We start from the raw sequence: 12802 nt of genomic DNA on the forward strand, positions 1-12802 counted from the left end.
GGGGGGGGGGGGGGGGGGGGGGGGGGGGGGGGGGGGGGGGGGGGGGGGGGGGGGGGGGGGGGGGGGGGGGGGGGGGGGGGGGGGGGTGGGGGGGGTGTTTCCCCCCCGCCCCTCTCACGTAGTGCGCGAATAAACGTACGGTCAGGCCGTGATGTGCAGTGCCGTCGAGCCGTCGTCGGCGGTCACGACGCGGACCTGCGTCAGATCGCGGACCAGTGCCGTGGGCTCGTGCTCGCCGGCGCGCGGGCCGATGCCGAGGACCCGCATCCCGGCCGCCTTGCCCGCCGCGATGCCCGCACCCGAGTCCTCGAAGACGATGCAGTCCGCCGCGTCGAAGCCCAGCTCTGCCGCGCCCTTGAGGAAGCCCTCCGGGTCCGGCTTGCTCGCGGAGACCAGTTCGGCGGTCACCCGGCGCTGCGGCATGGGCAGCGCGGCGGCCGTCATCCGGGCCTGCGCCAGCTTCTCGTCGGCCGAGGTGACCAGGGCGTGCGGCAGGTTCGCGAGCGCTGCCATGAACTCGGGTGCGCCGGGGACCGGGACGACGCCGTCGGTGTCGGCGGTCTCCTTGGCGAGCATCACACGGTTGTCGGCGTGGTTCTGCTCCTTCGGGCGGTCCGGCAGGAGGACGGCCATGGTGGCGTAGCCCTGGCGGCCGTGCACCACCTTGAGCGCCTCGGCCGGGTCCAGGCCGTGCTCGATCGCCCACTCCCGCCAGCAGCGCTCGACCACCGCGTCGGAGTTGACGAGGGTGCCGTCCATGTCGAGCAGCAGAGCCTTGAAGGGCAGGACGGTGGTGGTGGGGGTGGCGGCCGGCATGCGGACTCCTGGGCGCTGATAGAGGGCGCGGAAAATCGAGGGCGCGTAAAAGAAACAAGCGGTTCCGTCCACCGGCCAGGGTATGCGGACGGAACCACTTTGTTCTTTCACGATACAAAACATGAGGGGGTTCGCGCCACCCCACCCCCTCCGCAGGTCCCGGACGTGTGCCTACGGCTCCCTCGTCCTGGCTTCCAGAGCGGCGCGGGTCGCCGGCCCGTACACGCCCTCCGGGTCCTCCTCGATGCTCATGTACGACTGGAACAGGGCGACCGCATCGGTCACGCGGGAGGTGTACCGGCCGTTGATCGGCCCGTTGTACATCCACTCCTGGGACAGCCGGTCCTGGAGCTCCCTCACCTCGGGGCCGCTGGAGCCCTCCGCGAGTGTGCCGGGCGGCACGGTGTTCTCCGGGGGCTTCGGGGTCGTCGGACGGACCGCCGGTGTGGTGGCGGTCGGCGTCGGGCGCTTCGAGGGGCTGGAGACGGGCGTCCGGCTCGGGGATGCCGAGCGGGTGGTGCGGACCGGGGTCGGCCGGGTGGTGCGCGTCGCCGTGGCCGAGGGCGAGGCCTTCGTGGGGGAGGGAGTGCTCGCGGCGGCCGACTCGGTGACCAGGGCGGGGGCGGTCGAGCTGGTCGCGGGAAGTGCGAGGGGGGCGTCCGGTGCGCTGTCGAAGGTGCCGGTGGCGAAGGCTGCGCCGGCCACCACGACCACGGCGGCAGCGGCGGCGAGGAGGACGGTGCGGGTGCGGCGCGGCGCGGGTGTGTCGGTGTGTGCGTTGGGGTGTGCGGCGTACGGGTCGCCGGAGGGGGCGTCGCCCGTACCGCCGTAGGAGCCGTACGCGGCGGGTCCTGTGGGCCCTGCGGTTCCTGCGGGGACCGGGTGCAGGGACATGGTCTGCGCGGGTCCGGGTGTGCTGTCGTGCGGGGGCTGATCGCTCCCGGCGCCCTGTTCCTCGAACTCCGGCGGGGCCGAGGGGGATCCCTCGTCGTCCGGCCGGGCCAGGTTGACGTACGGGCGGATGCGCAGGGGGTTGAAGTCCTCCGCGTTCGCCATCTCCGCCGTACGGTCCGCGTGGTGCGCTTCCGCCGCACGGCGGGCGCAGTCACAGGCAGGTGCGCCGGGGCCGGGTCTGTTTCCGTCCGGTGCTGCCCGTTCTGTACCGCATTCAGGACATAGGTGTCCGTTTTCCATGGGGTCCCCTCCCTTGAACTGCCAGCGATTATGCAGACCCGTGCCCGAGGTCCCAATGGGCAGGGCATTCCGGGCGGGCGCATACCCGCACAGAGCGGGCGAAGGGAGGGGTCGTACTTCTGGGGTCACGCCCCTACGAGGTGAGGTCCTTCGCGAACCAGTGCTCGGCGTACGGTCCCGAGTTGTGAGCCGGGACCTCGCGGTACCCGTGCTTGGCGTACAGGCCGCGCGCCTCCACCAGGTCGTTGCGGGTGTCGAGCCGGATACGCCGGATGCCGTACGCGCGCGCCGTATCCTCCACCGACTTCAGCAGCAGCCCGCCGCCGCCCGTGCCGCGCACCTCGGGGCGTACGAACACCCTTGTCAGCTCGGCGAGTTCGGGACCCACGACGACCAGCCCGGCACAGGCGGACGGCTTGCCCTCGTAGCGGCCGACGACGAACGCGCCCGTCGGCGGGACCAGCAGGTTCGTGCCGTCGTCGGTCAGGCCCTCGTCGATTTCCCGCTCGGTGGCGGGGCGGCCCCAGTAGCGGCTCGCGACCTCGTCGTAGTAGTCGCGGCGCAGGGTCGTCGCGTCCGGGGTGTCGGGCCTCTCGGCGCTGATGATCCAGGTCATGCGGTCTCTGTACCGGACGCGGCGGCCGTTTGGCCAACGGATTACGGGCTACCCGGTGGGCGAGAGGCCAGGTTTCCCCAGCACCGGAAAGGCAGAGCATGTCCACAGTCCTGATCATCGTGTTGATCGTGGTGGTCGTGGTCGCCATCGCGGCGGCCGTCGTCTTCCTCGGCTCCGGCCGGGGCCGGATGGGCGGAGGGAACCTGAAGCGCCGGTTCGGCCCCGAGTACGAACGGGTGGTCGCGCGGCACGACGGCGACACCAAGGCAGCCGAGCACGAGTTGGCGGAGCGGGTGAAGCGGCACGGCGCCCTGCAACCGCGCGCACTGTCGCCGGAGCGCCACGAGAGTTACGTCGCCCAGTGGGCGGGCGTACAGGAGCAGTTCGTCGACTCCCCGCAGAAGGCGGTCGCGGAGGCCGACCGGCTGCTGGCCAGGGTCGCCGTGGACCGTGGCTACCCGGAGAGCGAGGGCGAGCAGCTGGACGCCCTGTCCGTGCACCATGCCACGCACGTCGACGGCTTCCGCAGGGTCCGGCGCGCGGCGCGCGGCGAGGGCGGTACGGAGCAGATGCGGGAGGCGATCGTCGAGGCCAGGGCGCTGTTCGAGGCCGTGGTCGGCGAGCGCGGCAGGGGTGACGGCACACACGCCCACGAGGGCGGGCAGCACGGGGACCTACCGGGCGACAAGCACGGTTCGCAGCGGCCGCGCACGCTGGGGCGGCACGCCAAGGGGACTGGAGTCTGACATGAGCGATCAGGCCGGAAACGACAGGCAGGGGCGCGGCGGCGAGGGAGCGGTGCCCCGCGTAGCGACCCCCTCGGAACGCGGCGTGGATGCCGAACCGGACGCGCTGCACGACCCGGTGCGGGCCGAACGCAGCCGTACGGCAAGGGACTTCGGGGTGACGGGGGCGGGTGGATCGGACGAGGTCGGCCCGCTGCGGCAACCCCCGGGGGCACAGGAACGGGGCAGGTCAGCCCCTCGTGGGGCCGACCCGAGGACTGCCGGCGCACCGGGCACAGGGACCGATGCGGAGCTCTCCGAGGAGGAACGGGGCATAGGACAGGCCGGACAGGGGCCGGGTCCGGCCTCCGGGGCGCAGCGCGGCACGGACGTGCGGTACGGCGGCGCCGCCGAGCGCGCGGCCGACCCGGCGGCGGCCACGCACACCACAGCGACGGGCCACCAGGGCGGCGCCCCGGCCACCGCGCCCGGCGCAGCGACCGCAGCCGGCGCAGCGACCGCACCTGGCGCAGCCTCCGCGCAACTCCTGCCGCACGGTGAGCGGGACAAGCTGGGGCTGCGGCTCCAGCAGGCCGTCAACCAGTTCGTCGACGAGCCGCGCCGCGCGGTCGAGGAGGCCGACCGCGTACTGGAGGAGGCCACCCGGCAGATCGCGGAGGCCCTTGCCGGGCAACGCCGTTCGCTCCGCAGCTCCTGGGAGGACCAGGGCCGGGGGACGGAGACGGAGGAACTGCGGGTCGCCCTGCGCAGGTACCGCGAGCTGGCGGAGCTGCTGCTCCGGATGTGACACCCGTACTTCGGGGACCAGTCGCTAGCCGGCCTTCGGGGCCGCCTGCTGGACCACCTCGAAGGACCACACCGTGGAGTCGGAGGCGGCGGGCCTGGGACGCTCGCCGCCTTCCGCGCTGCCCGCACCCGGGCCGCCGACCTGACCGCCCGCACCCGGGCCGCCCGCACCGGGCCCCTGCTGGTGGGCGGCCTTCATCGGGCCCTCCATCCACGCCTTGAACGCGTCCTCGTCGCGCCAGCGCGTGTACACGAGGTACTTGTCGGTGCCCTCGACCGGCCGCAGCAGCTCGAACCACTCGAACCCGTCGGAGTTCTCCACGGTCCCGGCCCGCGACGCGAACCGCTTCTCCAGGACCTCCCGCTGCTCGGCGGGCACGGTCAGTGCGTTGATCTTCACGATGCTCATGCGTTCCATCCTGCCGTACGGGACCGACAAACGGACGGCGTGGGCGGCGGGGCGGGAAGAGGCGGGGGCACCGGGTCCCAGGGGCGTTGTCAGTGGTGGCCGTTACTGTCGTGGGTCCAGGGATCTTGGGACGGGGGACAGGTCATGCACGAGGCGGTCGTGACATCCGGCGGGGACCGGATGCGATGGGTCGAGCTGCCGGGCGAGGAGCCGTGCCGGGTGTATGTGCACGGGCTCGGCGGGGCCTCCGGGCTGTTCGTGGAGGCGGCCGTCCATCCGCTGCTGGCCGGGCGGCGGACACTGCTGGTGGACCTGCTGGGGTTCGGCACCAGCGACCGTCCGCTCGACTTCGACTACGGCCTCGAATCCCACGCCGACGCCCTGGCCGCGCTGTTGACGGCAGCGGAGGTCGCCGGTGCCGAGGTGATCGCGCACAGCATGGGCGGCTCGGTGGCGCTGGTGCTCGCCGACCGGTATCCGGAACTGGTCTCCCGGCTGGTGCTGGTGGACGCCAACCTCGATCCGATCACCCCTGCCAGGGGTGCGCCGGGCAGCGGCGGCATCGCCGGGTACGGCAGCGAGGCCGAGTTCCTGGCCACCGGCTGGGACTCGCTGCGCGCGACGGTCGGGGAAACCTGGTGGTCGACCATGAAGACGGGCGGACCCCAGGCGCTGTACCGCAGCGCGGTCGGGCTGACCCGGGGGAGCGTGCCCGTGATGCGCGAGCTCCTGCTCGACTTGAAGATTCCGCGAACGTACCTGCTGCCGGAGGGCGATCCGGACTTCCGGGGCGGCGACGAACTGACGGCGGCCGGGGTCAGTGTGGTGGCCGTCCCCGACTGCGGGCACAACATCATGCTGGACAACGTGGACGGCTTCGCGAAGGCGACCGCCGCCGCGCTGGAGAGGTAGAGAGAACAAGAGGGGGGAGAACCATGGAGGGGGCTGCGGAGATCCGGCGGTTCGCCGCGCGCTGGACGGCGCACGGGGGTGCCGGCGGGGGTGCTCAGGGCGGGTGCCCGGGAAGGGACTTCGTCCGGTCGCCCGCCGGGCTGTGGCTGGCGCTGGGAGTGGTTGCCGCCGGGGCCAAGGGCGGGACCGCCGAGGAGATACGGGAGTTGCTCGGGTTCGCAGGGGACGACGCGGCCAAGGCGGTGGGCGCGGCGAGCCGGGCGTTGGCGGAGACCGACGCGCTCGGCGTGGCCACCTGCGTGTGGAGCAAGGTGCCGGTGTACCGGGAGTTCCAGGAGGCGCTGCCGGGAGTGGCCGTGGGGCACCTCGACCCGGAGGCGATCGACGCCTGGGTGCGGGACGCCACCGACGGCCTGATCGAGCGGCTGCCGGTGCGGATCGCCGACGACATCATCCTCGCGGTGGTCAACGCCCTGGCGCTGAAGGCCCATTGGGAATCCCCGTTCCTGCCGCGCCGGACCGTCGACCGGGACTTCATCGATGGAGCCGGGGCGCTCCACCGGGTGCCGACCATGCACAAGAGGGTTCCGCTCGCGGACGCCTGGGCGGTCGGGGCGACAAGAGTGGTGGAGCTGCGCTGCCGGGCGGAGCAGGTCGCGCCGGTCGGGCCGGTCGCCCCGGCGGGCGGGGGAGGCGGGCCTGCCCGGGTGCGGTTCCTGCTCGGGACCGAAGGCGCGGGCCCTGCGGACGTACTGCCCGCCGGGTGGGCGGGGCCCGGCGGGCGGACCCGGCTCGACACGGACCTCGTGGAGATCGCGTTGCCGCGCCTGTCCCTGCGTACCACCGTCGAAGTGACCGACGAACTGCCCGGCTGGGGAATCCACTTGGCCACCACCGACCTGGCGGACTTCTCCGGGATGTCGCCGGAGCCGCTCGCCGTCTCGCGGGTGGTACAGGAAGCGGTGCTCAAGGTGGCGGAGGAAGGGGTGGAGGCCGCTGCCGTGAGCGCGGTGATGATGGCGCCCGGCGGAGCACCGCCGCCACCGAAGCGCAGGGAGACGATCCGCTTCGACCGGCCCTTCGGGGTCGTCGTACTCGACGCGACCGGCGAGGTGCCGTTGTTTATTGCGTGGCAGGAAGGAGCGCCGGGCGGGTAGAACGGAGGCTCGTGTTCGGTGTGGAGAGTGGGAGTTCCCGGTGGCGGGTCAAGGCGTAGAGGCGTTCTTCTCGGACGGGCGGCTCACTTCCGTACCGCGCAAGCCGGCCCGCCGGGCGGAGTTGCTCGGCCATCTGACCCGTACGCTCTTCGAGGACGGCCGCGAGTACACCGAGCGCGAGGTCAACGACGCGATCCGGACCGTCCACGAGGACTGCTCGGCGCTGCGCCGCTACCTCGTCGAAGGCGGATTCCTGGCCCGTACCAAGGACGGCAGCAGCTACCGCCGTACCCACTGAACGCACTGTGCATGAGTGAAGGCGCGGGCGGGCCGACCGCCTCACCCGCGCTGCCACCTCGTGCTCGTGCGATCGGCCCGGGTCAGCCCCGGCTCACCCGCAGTTCCTTGATCCCGTTCAGCCAGGCCGAGCGCAGCCGTCGCGGATCGCCGGTCAGCCGCAGGTCGGGCAGTGCGTCCGCGATCGCGTTGAAGATCAGGTTGATCTCCAGGACCGCGAGGGACTTGCCCAGGCAGAAGTGCGGACCGCCGCCGCCGAAGCCCAGATGCGGGTTGGGGTCGCGGGTGATGTCGAACTTCCCGGGATCCGTGAAGACCTCCGGGTCGTGGTTGGCGGACGAGTAGAACATCCCCACCCGGTCGCCCTTCTTGATTCGTTGCCCGCCCAGCTCCAGGTCCTGGGTCGCGGTCCGCTGGAAGGACACCACGGGCGTCGCCCAGCGCACGATCTCCTCGGCGGTCGTCTCCGGGCGCTCCCTCTTGTACAGCTCCCACTGCTCGGGGTGGGTGAGGAAGGCGTGCATGCCGTGACTGATGGCATTGCGGGTGGTCTCGTTGCCTGCCACCGCCAGGATGATCACGAAGAAGCCGAACTCGTCCGAGCCCAGGTTCCCGTCGTCCTCCGCCGCCACCAGCTGGGACACGATGTCCTTGGCCGGGCACTCCTTGCGGGCCGCCGCCAGGTTCATCGCGTACGAGACGATCTCCATGGCCGCCTCGGAGCCGACCTCTTCGGTGATCGCGTACTCCGGATCGTCGTACGCCGCCATCTTGTTGGACCAGTCGAAGATCTTCGACCGGTCCTCCTGAGGCACGCCGATCAGCTCGGCTATCGCCTGGAGGGGAAGTTCCACGGCGATGTTGGTGACGAAGTCGAAGCTGCCGTCGCCCTTCTCGGCCTCGGCCGTCGCCGCCTCGACGATCCGGTGCGCCCGGTCGCGCAGGGCGTTCTCCAGTGAGCGGATGGCGCGCGGGGTGAAGCCGCGCTGCACGATCTGGCGGACCCGGGTGTGCTCCGGCGGGTCCATGTTGAGCATGATCAGCTTCTGGACGTCGATCTGGTCGCGGCTGATCGACTCGTTGAAACGGATCACGGCGGTGTTGGTGTTCGCGGAGAACAGCTCGGGGTGCGTGGAGACGTACTTGACGTCCTCGTGCCGCGTCACCACCCAGTAGCCCTCGTCGTCGAAGCCCGAGATTCCGCGCCGCTGGGCGCACCACCACACCGGGGCGGTCTGCCGAAGTGCCGCGAACTCGGGCAGCGGGACACCGGTTTGGAGGACGTCGGGATCGGTGAAGTCGAAACCCTCGGGTAGTACGGGACAGGACATCGGCAACTCCAGATCGTCTCGATCGTCTGGCTCGCACACTCTCTGACGGTCCATCAGAAGTTGTCCCGCAAGGTAGTAACGAGTTCTACAAGTGGCAAGACCCTTGCGCTGACGGGCCGTTCTTCACGAGACTGACCGAAGAACTAGAACGCGTACTAATTCTGCAGAGAACTCGGTATCCGGAACAGCCGGCAGTCGGTATCTGGTGAGAAGAGGACGAGCTCATGGCCGCGGAACCCGTCATCGTCGAAGCCGTACGAACGCCCATCGGCAAGCGGGGCGGGGCGCTCGCCAATCTCCATCCCGCGTATCTGCTGGGGGAGACGTACCGCGAACTCCTCGGCCGCACCGGGATCCCCGCCGACTGCGTCGAGCAGGTCGTCGGCGGTACGGTCACCCACGCGGGCGAGCAGTCGATGAACCCGGTGCGCAACGCGTGGCTGGCCATGGGCCTGCCGTACGAGACCGCGGCGACCACCGTCGACTGCCAGTGCGGTTCCTCGCAGCAGGCGAACCACATGGTCGCGAACATGATCGCGGCCGGGGTCATCGACATCGGCATCGGCTGCGGCGTCGAGGCGATGAGCCGGGTGCCGCTCGGCAGCGGCTCGCGGCACGGACCGGGCAAGCCCTTCCCGGACGAGTGGAACGTGGACCTGCCCAACCAGTTCGAGGCGGCCGAGCGGATCGCCAGGAACCGGGGGCTGACACGTGAACGGGTCGACTCGCTGGGCCTGTTGTCGCAGGAGCGGGCGGCCACCGCGTGGGCGGAGGAGCGCTTCAAGCGGGAGACCTTCGCCGTGCAGGTGCCGACGACCGAGGACGAACAGGCGGCGGGGCAGGGCATGTGGCGGCTCGTCGACCGTGACGAAGGGCTGCGCGACACGTCGATGGAGGCCCTGGGAGGGCTGAAACCGGTGATGCCGACCGCCGTCCACACGGCCGGGAACTCCTCGCAGATATCCGACGGCGCGTCCGCCCTGATGTGGGCGTCGAAGCGGATGGCGCGGGCCCTGAAGCTGAAGGCGCGGGCCCGGATCGTCGCACAGGCGCTGGTCGGCTCCGACCCGCACTTCCACCTGGACGGCCCGATCGACGCGACGCGCGCCGTGCTCGGCAAGGCCGGGATGTCGCTGAAGGACATTGACCTGGTCGAGATCAACGAGGCGTTCGCGTCGGTGGTGCTGAGCTGGGGCCAGGTCTTCGAGCAGGACCTGGAGAAGGTCAATGTGAACGGCGGAGCCATCGCGCTCGGACACCCGGTGGGTGCCACGGGGGCGCGGCTGATCACCACCGCGCTGCACGAACTGGAGCGCAGGGACAAGGAGTTCGCGCTGATCACCATGTGCGCGGGTGGGGCGCTGGCGACGGGAACGATCATTCAGCGGCTGTGAGAGGGCGGAGGCCGGCACCGTCCAGCACCACCTCAGGGGTGCGGTACACCGCAGGGTGAGGGGTGGTGCTGAGCGCACCCCAGGAGTGCGGTCAGCCGCATGGTGGGCGGGTGGTGATCTGCCTACTGTCGAGATATGACACAGACGCGCACGGCTATCACGTCGCGGCGGCCAACTACCGCCAGGAGCACCAGCCTTCGGGTCACCGCGGTGGCCGCCGCCGCCGCGCTCACCGGGCTCGCCGCCGCACCGGCGATAGCGGCCACGACCCCCGTGGCCGCCCCGGCCGCCTCACCCACCGCGCCCACGACTGCGCCCACTGCTTCCACGACCGCGCACACCGGGCGGGGAACGCTGCTCTCCGTCACCCCCGTCGCCGACCTCGGCAGGGGCGAGGTGGCCGCGTTCGTGGCCAAGGGCGGGGTCGAGGCCGGCCGTGACCTGGTGCGGCACGGCATCAAGGCGTACCGGTTGGTCTACCGCACCGTGACTCCACAGGGCGCGCCGACCACGGCCAGCGGACTGCTCGTGCTGCCCCAGGGCGGTGACCGGCGGCTCTCCCTCGTCTCCGACACCCACGGCACGATGGTCCACCGCGACTACGCACCCTCCGTCGGCGAGGACTTCGGCCGGCTCTCGCCGTTCCTGTACGCGAGTACGGGGCGGGCCGTCGCGGCCCCCGACTACCTCGGCCTCGGCAAGGGGCCGGGACCGCACCCGTACATGGACACCAGGTCCGCCGTCACCGCCACCGTCGACATGCTGCGTGCCTCCGACCGGGCGGTGCAGCGGCTCGGCCGGAAGCTGACCGGCGACGTCTACGCCACCGGCTTCTCGCAGGGCGGTCAGGTCGCGATGGCCGTCGGCCGTGAACTGAGCGGCGGCCGGAGCGGCACGCACTTCCGGCTCAGGGCCGTGGCTCCGGTCAGCGGACCGTACGACCTGAGCGGCACGGAGATACCGGCGCTGTACGACGGCCGGGTCAACCCCGTCAGCGGCCTCTTCTACACCGCGTACTTCCTGACCGCGCAGAACAAGCTCCACCCGCTCTACAAGGACCCGGCCGAGGTGTTCCGGCAGCCGTACGCCAAGGTCGTCGATCAGCTCTTCGACACCCGTCACACCGAGGAGGACGTCGTCAGGAACCTCCCCGGCTCGGTCGAGGAACTCCTCACCCCCGGCTTCTACGAGCAGATGCGGCACCCCACGGGCACGCTCCGCGCGGTGATCGAGGCCAACGACGGGACGTGCGACTGGAAGCCGAGGGTGCCCGTCCGGCTCTACACCGCCTCCGGCGACACCGACGTACCCATCGGCAACACGCGCGCCTGCGCCGCCGACCTGGCCGACAACGGGGTGAAGGCCCCGACGGTCGACCAGGGACAGGTCGACCACTTCGGGGCCTTCAAGAAGTCCGCACCGGAGATAGCCCGGTGGTTCGTCGCGCTGGACTGAGGGCTCGGGGCCGGTGGCGGCTCGGCTCACGGGCGGGGGGGCTCAGTACCAGTGGTTGTTCTGCCAGAACTTCCAGGCGCCGCAGGGGCTGCCGTAGCGGGAGTTCATGTAGTCCAGGCCCCACTCGATCTGGGTGGCGGGGTTCTCCCGCCAGTCGGATCCCGCCGAGGACATCTTCGACGCGGGCAGCGCCTGGACCAGGCCGTAGGCGCCGGAGGAGGCGTTGGTGGCGTGGTGGTTCCAGCCGGACTCGTGGGAAACGATGTTGCTGAAGCACTGGAACTGCGCGGAGGACATCATCTGCCGGGCGGTGTCCTTGGCGGACGCCGGCGCCGCGGCCGCCGGGGAGGACATTCCCAGCACGGCACCCGCGGCACCCAGCAGGGCGGTGGCGCCGACGACAGCGGCATTGCGGCGGGCGGTGAAGCGGCTGATGAGGGCGGACGACGACACGGGGAACCTAACGCCGGGGACGGGGGAGGCCGCACAGGTCCGAGAACCAGGGGGAGGGGCACCACGGCGGAAGCGGAAGCTGTCCGGCGCCCTGCGGCTCCACCAATAGAGCAGCCGCACACCGGCCCCGCAAACACCCCGCTTACTAGTGGAGGCGGTACGGCGGGCAGAACGGCCCGGTCCGGGGAGAGGGGTGAAGGAGCAGGTCAGGGGCGGTGCTGCAGGGTCGTCCCGCAGGCCGGAGGAGCTACGACCCGCGGTAGTGGAGGACCAAGGTCCTATGCGCCGGTTCACACCGCCGGGACCCCGTTCCGTACGGAGAGCGAGGGGAGCGCTACGGCTGCGGAGGTGCTGCCGGAGCCGGGGGAGGTGCCGGAGCCGGGGTGGCGCTCTCGAAGGAGACCGGGGCCTCGAAGGCGGCCCGCCGGGTGGCCCGGCGCAGCGCCTTCAGGAGGGCGGGGCCGACCGTCAGCGTCAGGACGACCGTGAGGACGGCCCTGCCGAGGTCCCAGCCGACCGAGGTGGCCAGGCAGTAGGCGAGGAAACGGACGAGGTTCTCGTGCACCGGATCGCCCGGCACGAAGGAGACACCGGTGGAGAGCCCGCCGATGTAGGTCCAGCCCTGGAGGTTCATGACCGTGCCGTAGAAGAAGGCGGCAGCCGCACCGTACAGCGCGAGCATCACCAGCTCGGCCCGGCCGCGCAGCCGCTGCCAGCCGGGCAGCAGCCCGGCACCCATCGTGAACCAGCCCATGGCCAGCATCTGGAACGGCATCCAGGGCCCCACCCCACCCGTGAGCAGAGCGGAGGCGAAGATCGTGACCGACCCGAGGACGAAACCGAAGCCGGGCCCCAGTACCCGCCCGCTCAGCACCATGAGGAAGAACATCGGCTCCAGGCCGGCCGTTCCCGCCCCGAGCGGTCGCAGTGCCGCGCCCACCGCGGCCAGCACGCCCAGCATCGCGACGGCCTTGGCGTCCAGACCCGAGTCGGAGATCGTCGCCACCACCACCGCGACCAGCAGCGGCAGCAGTGCGGCGAACAGCCAGGGCGCGTCCTTGGAGTGGGCGAGACCGGCGGCGGAGTCCGCGAGCAGCGGCCACCCGAAGGCGATCACTCCGACGCCGCTGATCAGCGCGAGCGCGGCCACCGACTTGGGCCCGAGCCGGACGGGGCGGGCCGTGCCGGGACGGGCGGAGCCGGGGGAGTCCTTCACCGAGCCCTTCACCGAGTCCT

The 12802-nt window shown here is 71.6% G+C and carries 14 protein-coding genes; 7 read left to right on the forward strand and 7 right to left on the reverse strand.

What is annotated here, in order from left to right:
• Positions 1-141: 141 nt before the first annotated feature.
• The 3 genes from ACZ5PB_RS14155 to ACZ5PB_RS14165 form a co-directional block, all read right to left on the reverse strand.
• Positions 142-816: an HAD-IA family hydrolase gene (locus tag ACZ5PB_RS14155; protein WP_468690917.1), complete on the reverse strand. Its 675-nt coding sequence runs from the start codon at positions 814-816 to the stop codon at positions 142-144.
• A 171-nt stretch (positions 817-987) separates the two neighbouring features.
• On the reverse strand, positions 988-1872 hold the full coding sequence (locus ACZ5PB_RS14160) for a peptidoglycan-binding domain-containing protein (protein WP_468690919.1): 885 nt from the start codon (positions 1870-1872) through the stop codon (positions 988-990).
• 271 nt (positions 1873-2143) lie between these two features.
• Entirely contained in the window at positions 2144-2626 is a 483-nt protein-coding gene (locus tag ACZ5PB_RS14165; RefSeq protein ID WP_468690921.1) for a GNAT family N-acetyltransferase, read from the reverse strand.
• Between the two features lie 98 nt (positions 2627-2724).
• Between ACZ5PB_RS14165 and ACZ5PB_RS14170 the strand changes: the two genes are divergently transcribed.
• Together ACZ5PB_RS14170 and ACZ5PB_RS14175 are read left to right on the forward strand one after the other, a co-directional pair.
• On the forward strand, positions 2725-3372 hold the full coding sequence (locus ACZ5PB_RS14170; RefSeq protein WP_468690922.1) for a hypothetical protein: 648 nt from the start codon (positions 2725-2727) through the stop codon (positions 3370-3372).
• A gap of 1 nt (position 3373) precedes the next feature.
• On the forward strand, positions 3374-4159 hold the full coding sequence (locus tag ACZ5PB_RS14175) for a hypothetical protein (RefSeq protein ID WP_468690923.1): 786 nt from the start codon (positions 3374-3376) through the stop codon (positions 4157-4159).
• Between the two features lie 24 nt (positions 4160-4183).
• Here the strand turns inward: ACZ5PB_RS14175 and ACZ5PB_RS14180 are convergent, their stop codons facing one another.
• The gene (locus ACZ5PB_RS14180) at positions 4184-4567 is read right to left on the reverse strand and encodes an antibiotic biosynthesis monooxygenase family protein (RefSeq protein ID WP_468690924.1); all 384 of its coding nucleotides are present in this window, start codon (positions 4565-4567) and stop codon (positions 4184-4186) included.
• Between the two features lie 144 nt (positions 4568-4711).
• Here ACZ5PB_RS14180 and ACZ5PB_RS14185 point away from each other — a divergent pair, with 144 nt between their 5' ends.
• Genes ACZ5PB_RS14185 through ACZ5PB_RS14195 form a run of 3 tightly spaced genes read left to right on the forward strand, consistent with a single transcriptional unit; the run spans position 4712 to position 6934 of the window.
• The gene (locus tag ACZ5PB_RS14185; protein ID WP_468690926.1) at positions 4712-5479 is read left to right on the forward strand and encodes an alpha/beta fold hydrolase; all 768 of its coding nucleotides are present in this window, start codon (positions 4712-4714) and stop codon (positions 5477-5479) included.
• Between the two features lie 23 nt (positions 5480-5502).
• A complete protein-coding gene (locus ACZ5PB_RS14190; RefSeq protein WP_468690927.1) occupies positions 5503-6636 on the forward strand; it encodes a serpin family protein in 1134 nt (377 codons plus the stop codon).
• A 40-nt stretch (positions 6637-6676) separates the two neighbouring features.
• A complete protein-coding gene (locus tag ACZ5PB_RS14195) occupies positions 6677-6934 on the forward strand; it encodes a DUF2087 domain-containing protein (protein WP_468690928.1) in 258 nt (85 codons plus the stop codon).
• 82 nt (positions 6935-7016) lie between these two features.
• Here ACZ5PB_RS14195 and ACZ5PB_RS14200 read toward each other — a convergent pair whose 3' ends face one another.
• Positions 7017-8264: a cytochrome P450 gene (locus ACZ5PB_RS14200; protein ID WP_468690930.1), complete on the reverse strand. Its 1248-nt coding sequence runs from the start codon at positions 8262-8264 to the stop codon at positions 7017-7019.
• A 224-nt stretch (positions 8265-8488) separates the two neighbouring features.
• Here ACZ5PB_RS14200 and ACZ5PB_RS14205 point away from each other — a divergent pair, with 224 nt between their 5' ends.
• Positions 8489-9658, forward strand: a complete 1170-nt coding sequence (locus ACZ5PB_RS14205; protein ID WP_468690932.1) for a steroid 3-ketoacyl-CoA thiolase — start codon at positions 8489-8491, stop codon at positions 9656-9658.
• 135 nt (positions 9659-9793) lie between these two features.
• Positions 9794-11113 carry an alpha/beta hydrolase gene (locus ACZ5PB_RS14210; RefSeq protein ID WP_468690933.1) on the forward strand — a complete coding sequence of 440 codons (1320 nt, stop codon included), beginning with the start codon at positions 9794-9796 and terminating at the stop codon, positions 11111-11113.
• Between the two features lie 42 nt (positions 11114-11155).
• Here ACZ5PB_RS14210 and ACZ5PB_RS14215 read toward each other — a convergent pair whose 3' ends face one another.
• Positions 11156-11566, reverse strand: coding sequence for an aggregation-promoting factor C-terminal-like domain-containing protein (locus tag ACZ5PB_RS14215; protein ID WP_468690934.1), 411 nt, complete (start codon positions 11564-11566; stop codon positions 11156-11158).
• Positions 11567-11900: 334 nt separating this feature from the next.
• Positions 11901-12794 carry an ECF transporter S component gene (locus ACZ5PB_RS14220; RefSeq protein ID WP_468690935.1) on the reverse strand — a complete coding sequence of 298 codons (894 nt, stop codon included), beginning with the start codon at positions 12792-12794 and terminating at the stop codon, positions 11901-11903.
• Between the last annotated feature and the right edge of the window lie 8 nt (positions 12795-12802).

It is taken from the genome of Streptomyces sp. NPDC032721, from assembly GCF_055579625.1.

Bases quoted from the DNA above. Each gene is read 5' to 3' on its own strand.
- ACZ5PB_RS14155 (WP_468690917.1), bottom strand. From the start codon at position 816: ATGCCGGCCGCCACCCCCACCACCACCGTCCTGCCCTTCAAGGCTCTG.
- ACZ5PB_RS14160 (WP_468690919.1), bottom strand. From the start codon at position 1,872: ATGGCGAACGCGGAGGACTTCAACCCCCTGCGCATCCGCCCGTACGTC.
- ACZ5PB_RS14165 (WP_468690921.1), bottom strand. From the start codon at position 2,626: ATGACCTGGATCATCAGCGCCGAGAGGCCCGACACCCCGGACGCGACG.
- ACZ5PB_RS14170 (WP_468690922.1), top strand. From the start codon at position 2,725: ATGTCCACAGTCCTGATCATCGTGTTGATCGTGGTGGTCGTGGTCGCC.
- ACZ5PB_RS14175 (WP_468690923.1), top strand. From the start codon at position 3,374: ATGAGCGATCAGGCCGGAAACGACAGGCAGGGGCGCGGCGGCGAGGGA.
- ACZ5PB_RS14180 (WP_468690924.1), bottom strand. From the start codon at position 4,567: ATGAGCATCGTGAAGATCAACGCACTGACCGTGCCCGCCGAGCAGCGG.
- ACZ5PB_RS14185 (WP_468690926.1), top strand. From the start codon at position 4,712: ATGCACGAGGCGGTCGTGACATCCGGCGGGGACCGGATGCGATGGGTC.
- ACZ5PB_RS14190 (WP_468690927.1), top strand. From the start codon at position 5,503: ATGGAGGGGGCTGCGGAGATCCGGCGGTTCGCCGCGCGCTGGACGGCG.
- ACZ5PB_RS14200 (WP_468690930.1), bottom strand. From the start codon at position 8,264: ATGTCCTGTCCCGTACTACCCGAGGGTTTCGACTTCACCGATCCCGAC.
- ACZ5PB_RS14205 (WP_468690932.1), top strand. From the start codon at position 8,489: ATGGCCGCGGAACCCGTCATCGTCGAAGCCGTACGAACGCCCATCGGC.
- ACZ5PB_RS14210 (WP_468690933.1), top strand. From the start codon at position 9,794: ATGACACAGACGCGCACGGCTATCACGTCGCGGCGGCCAACTACCGCC.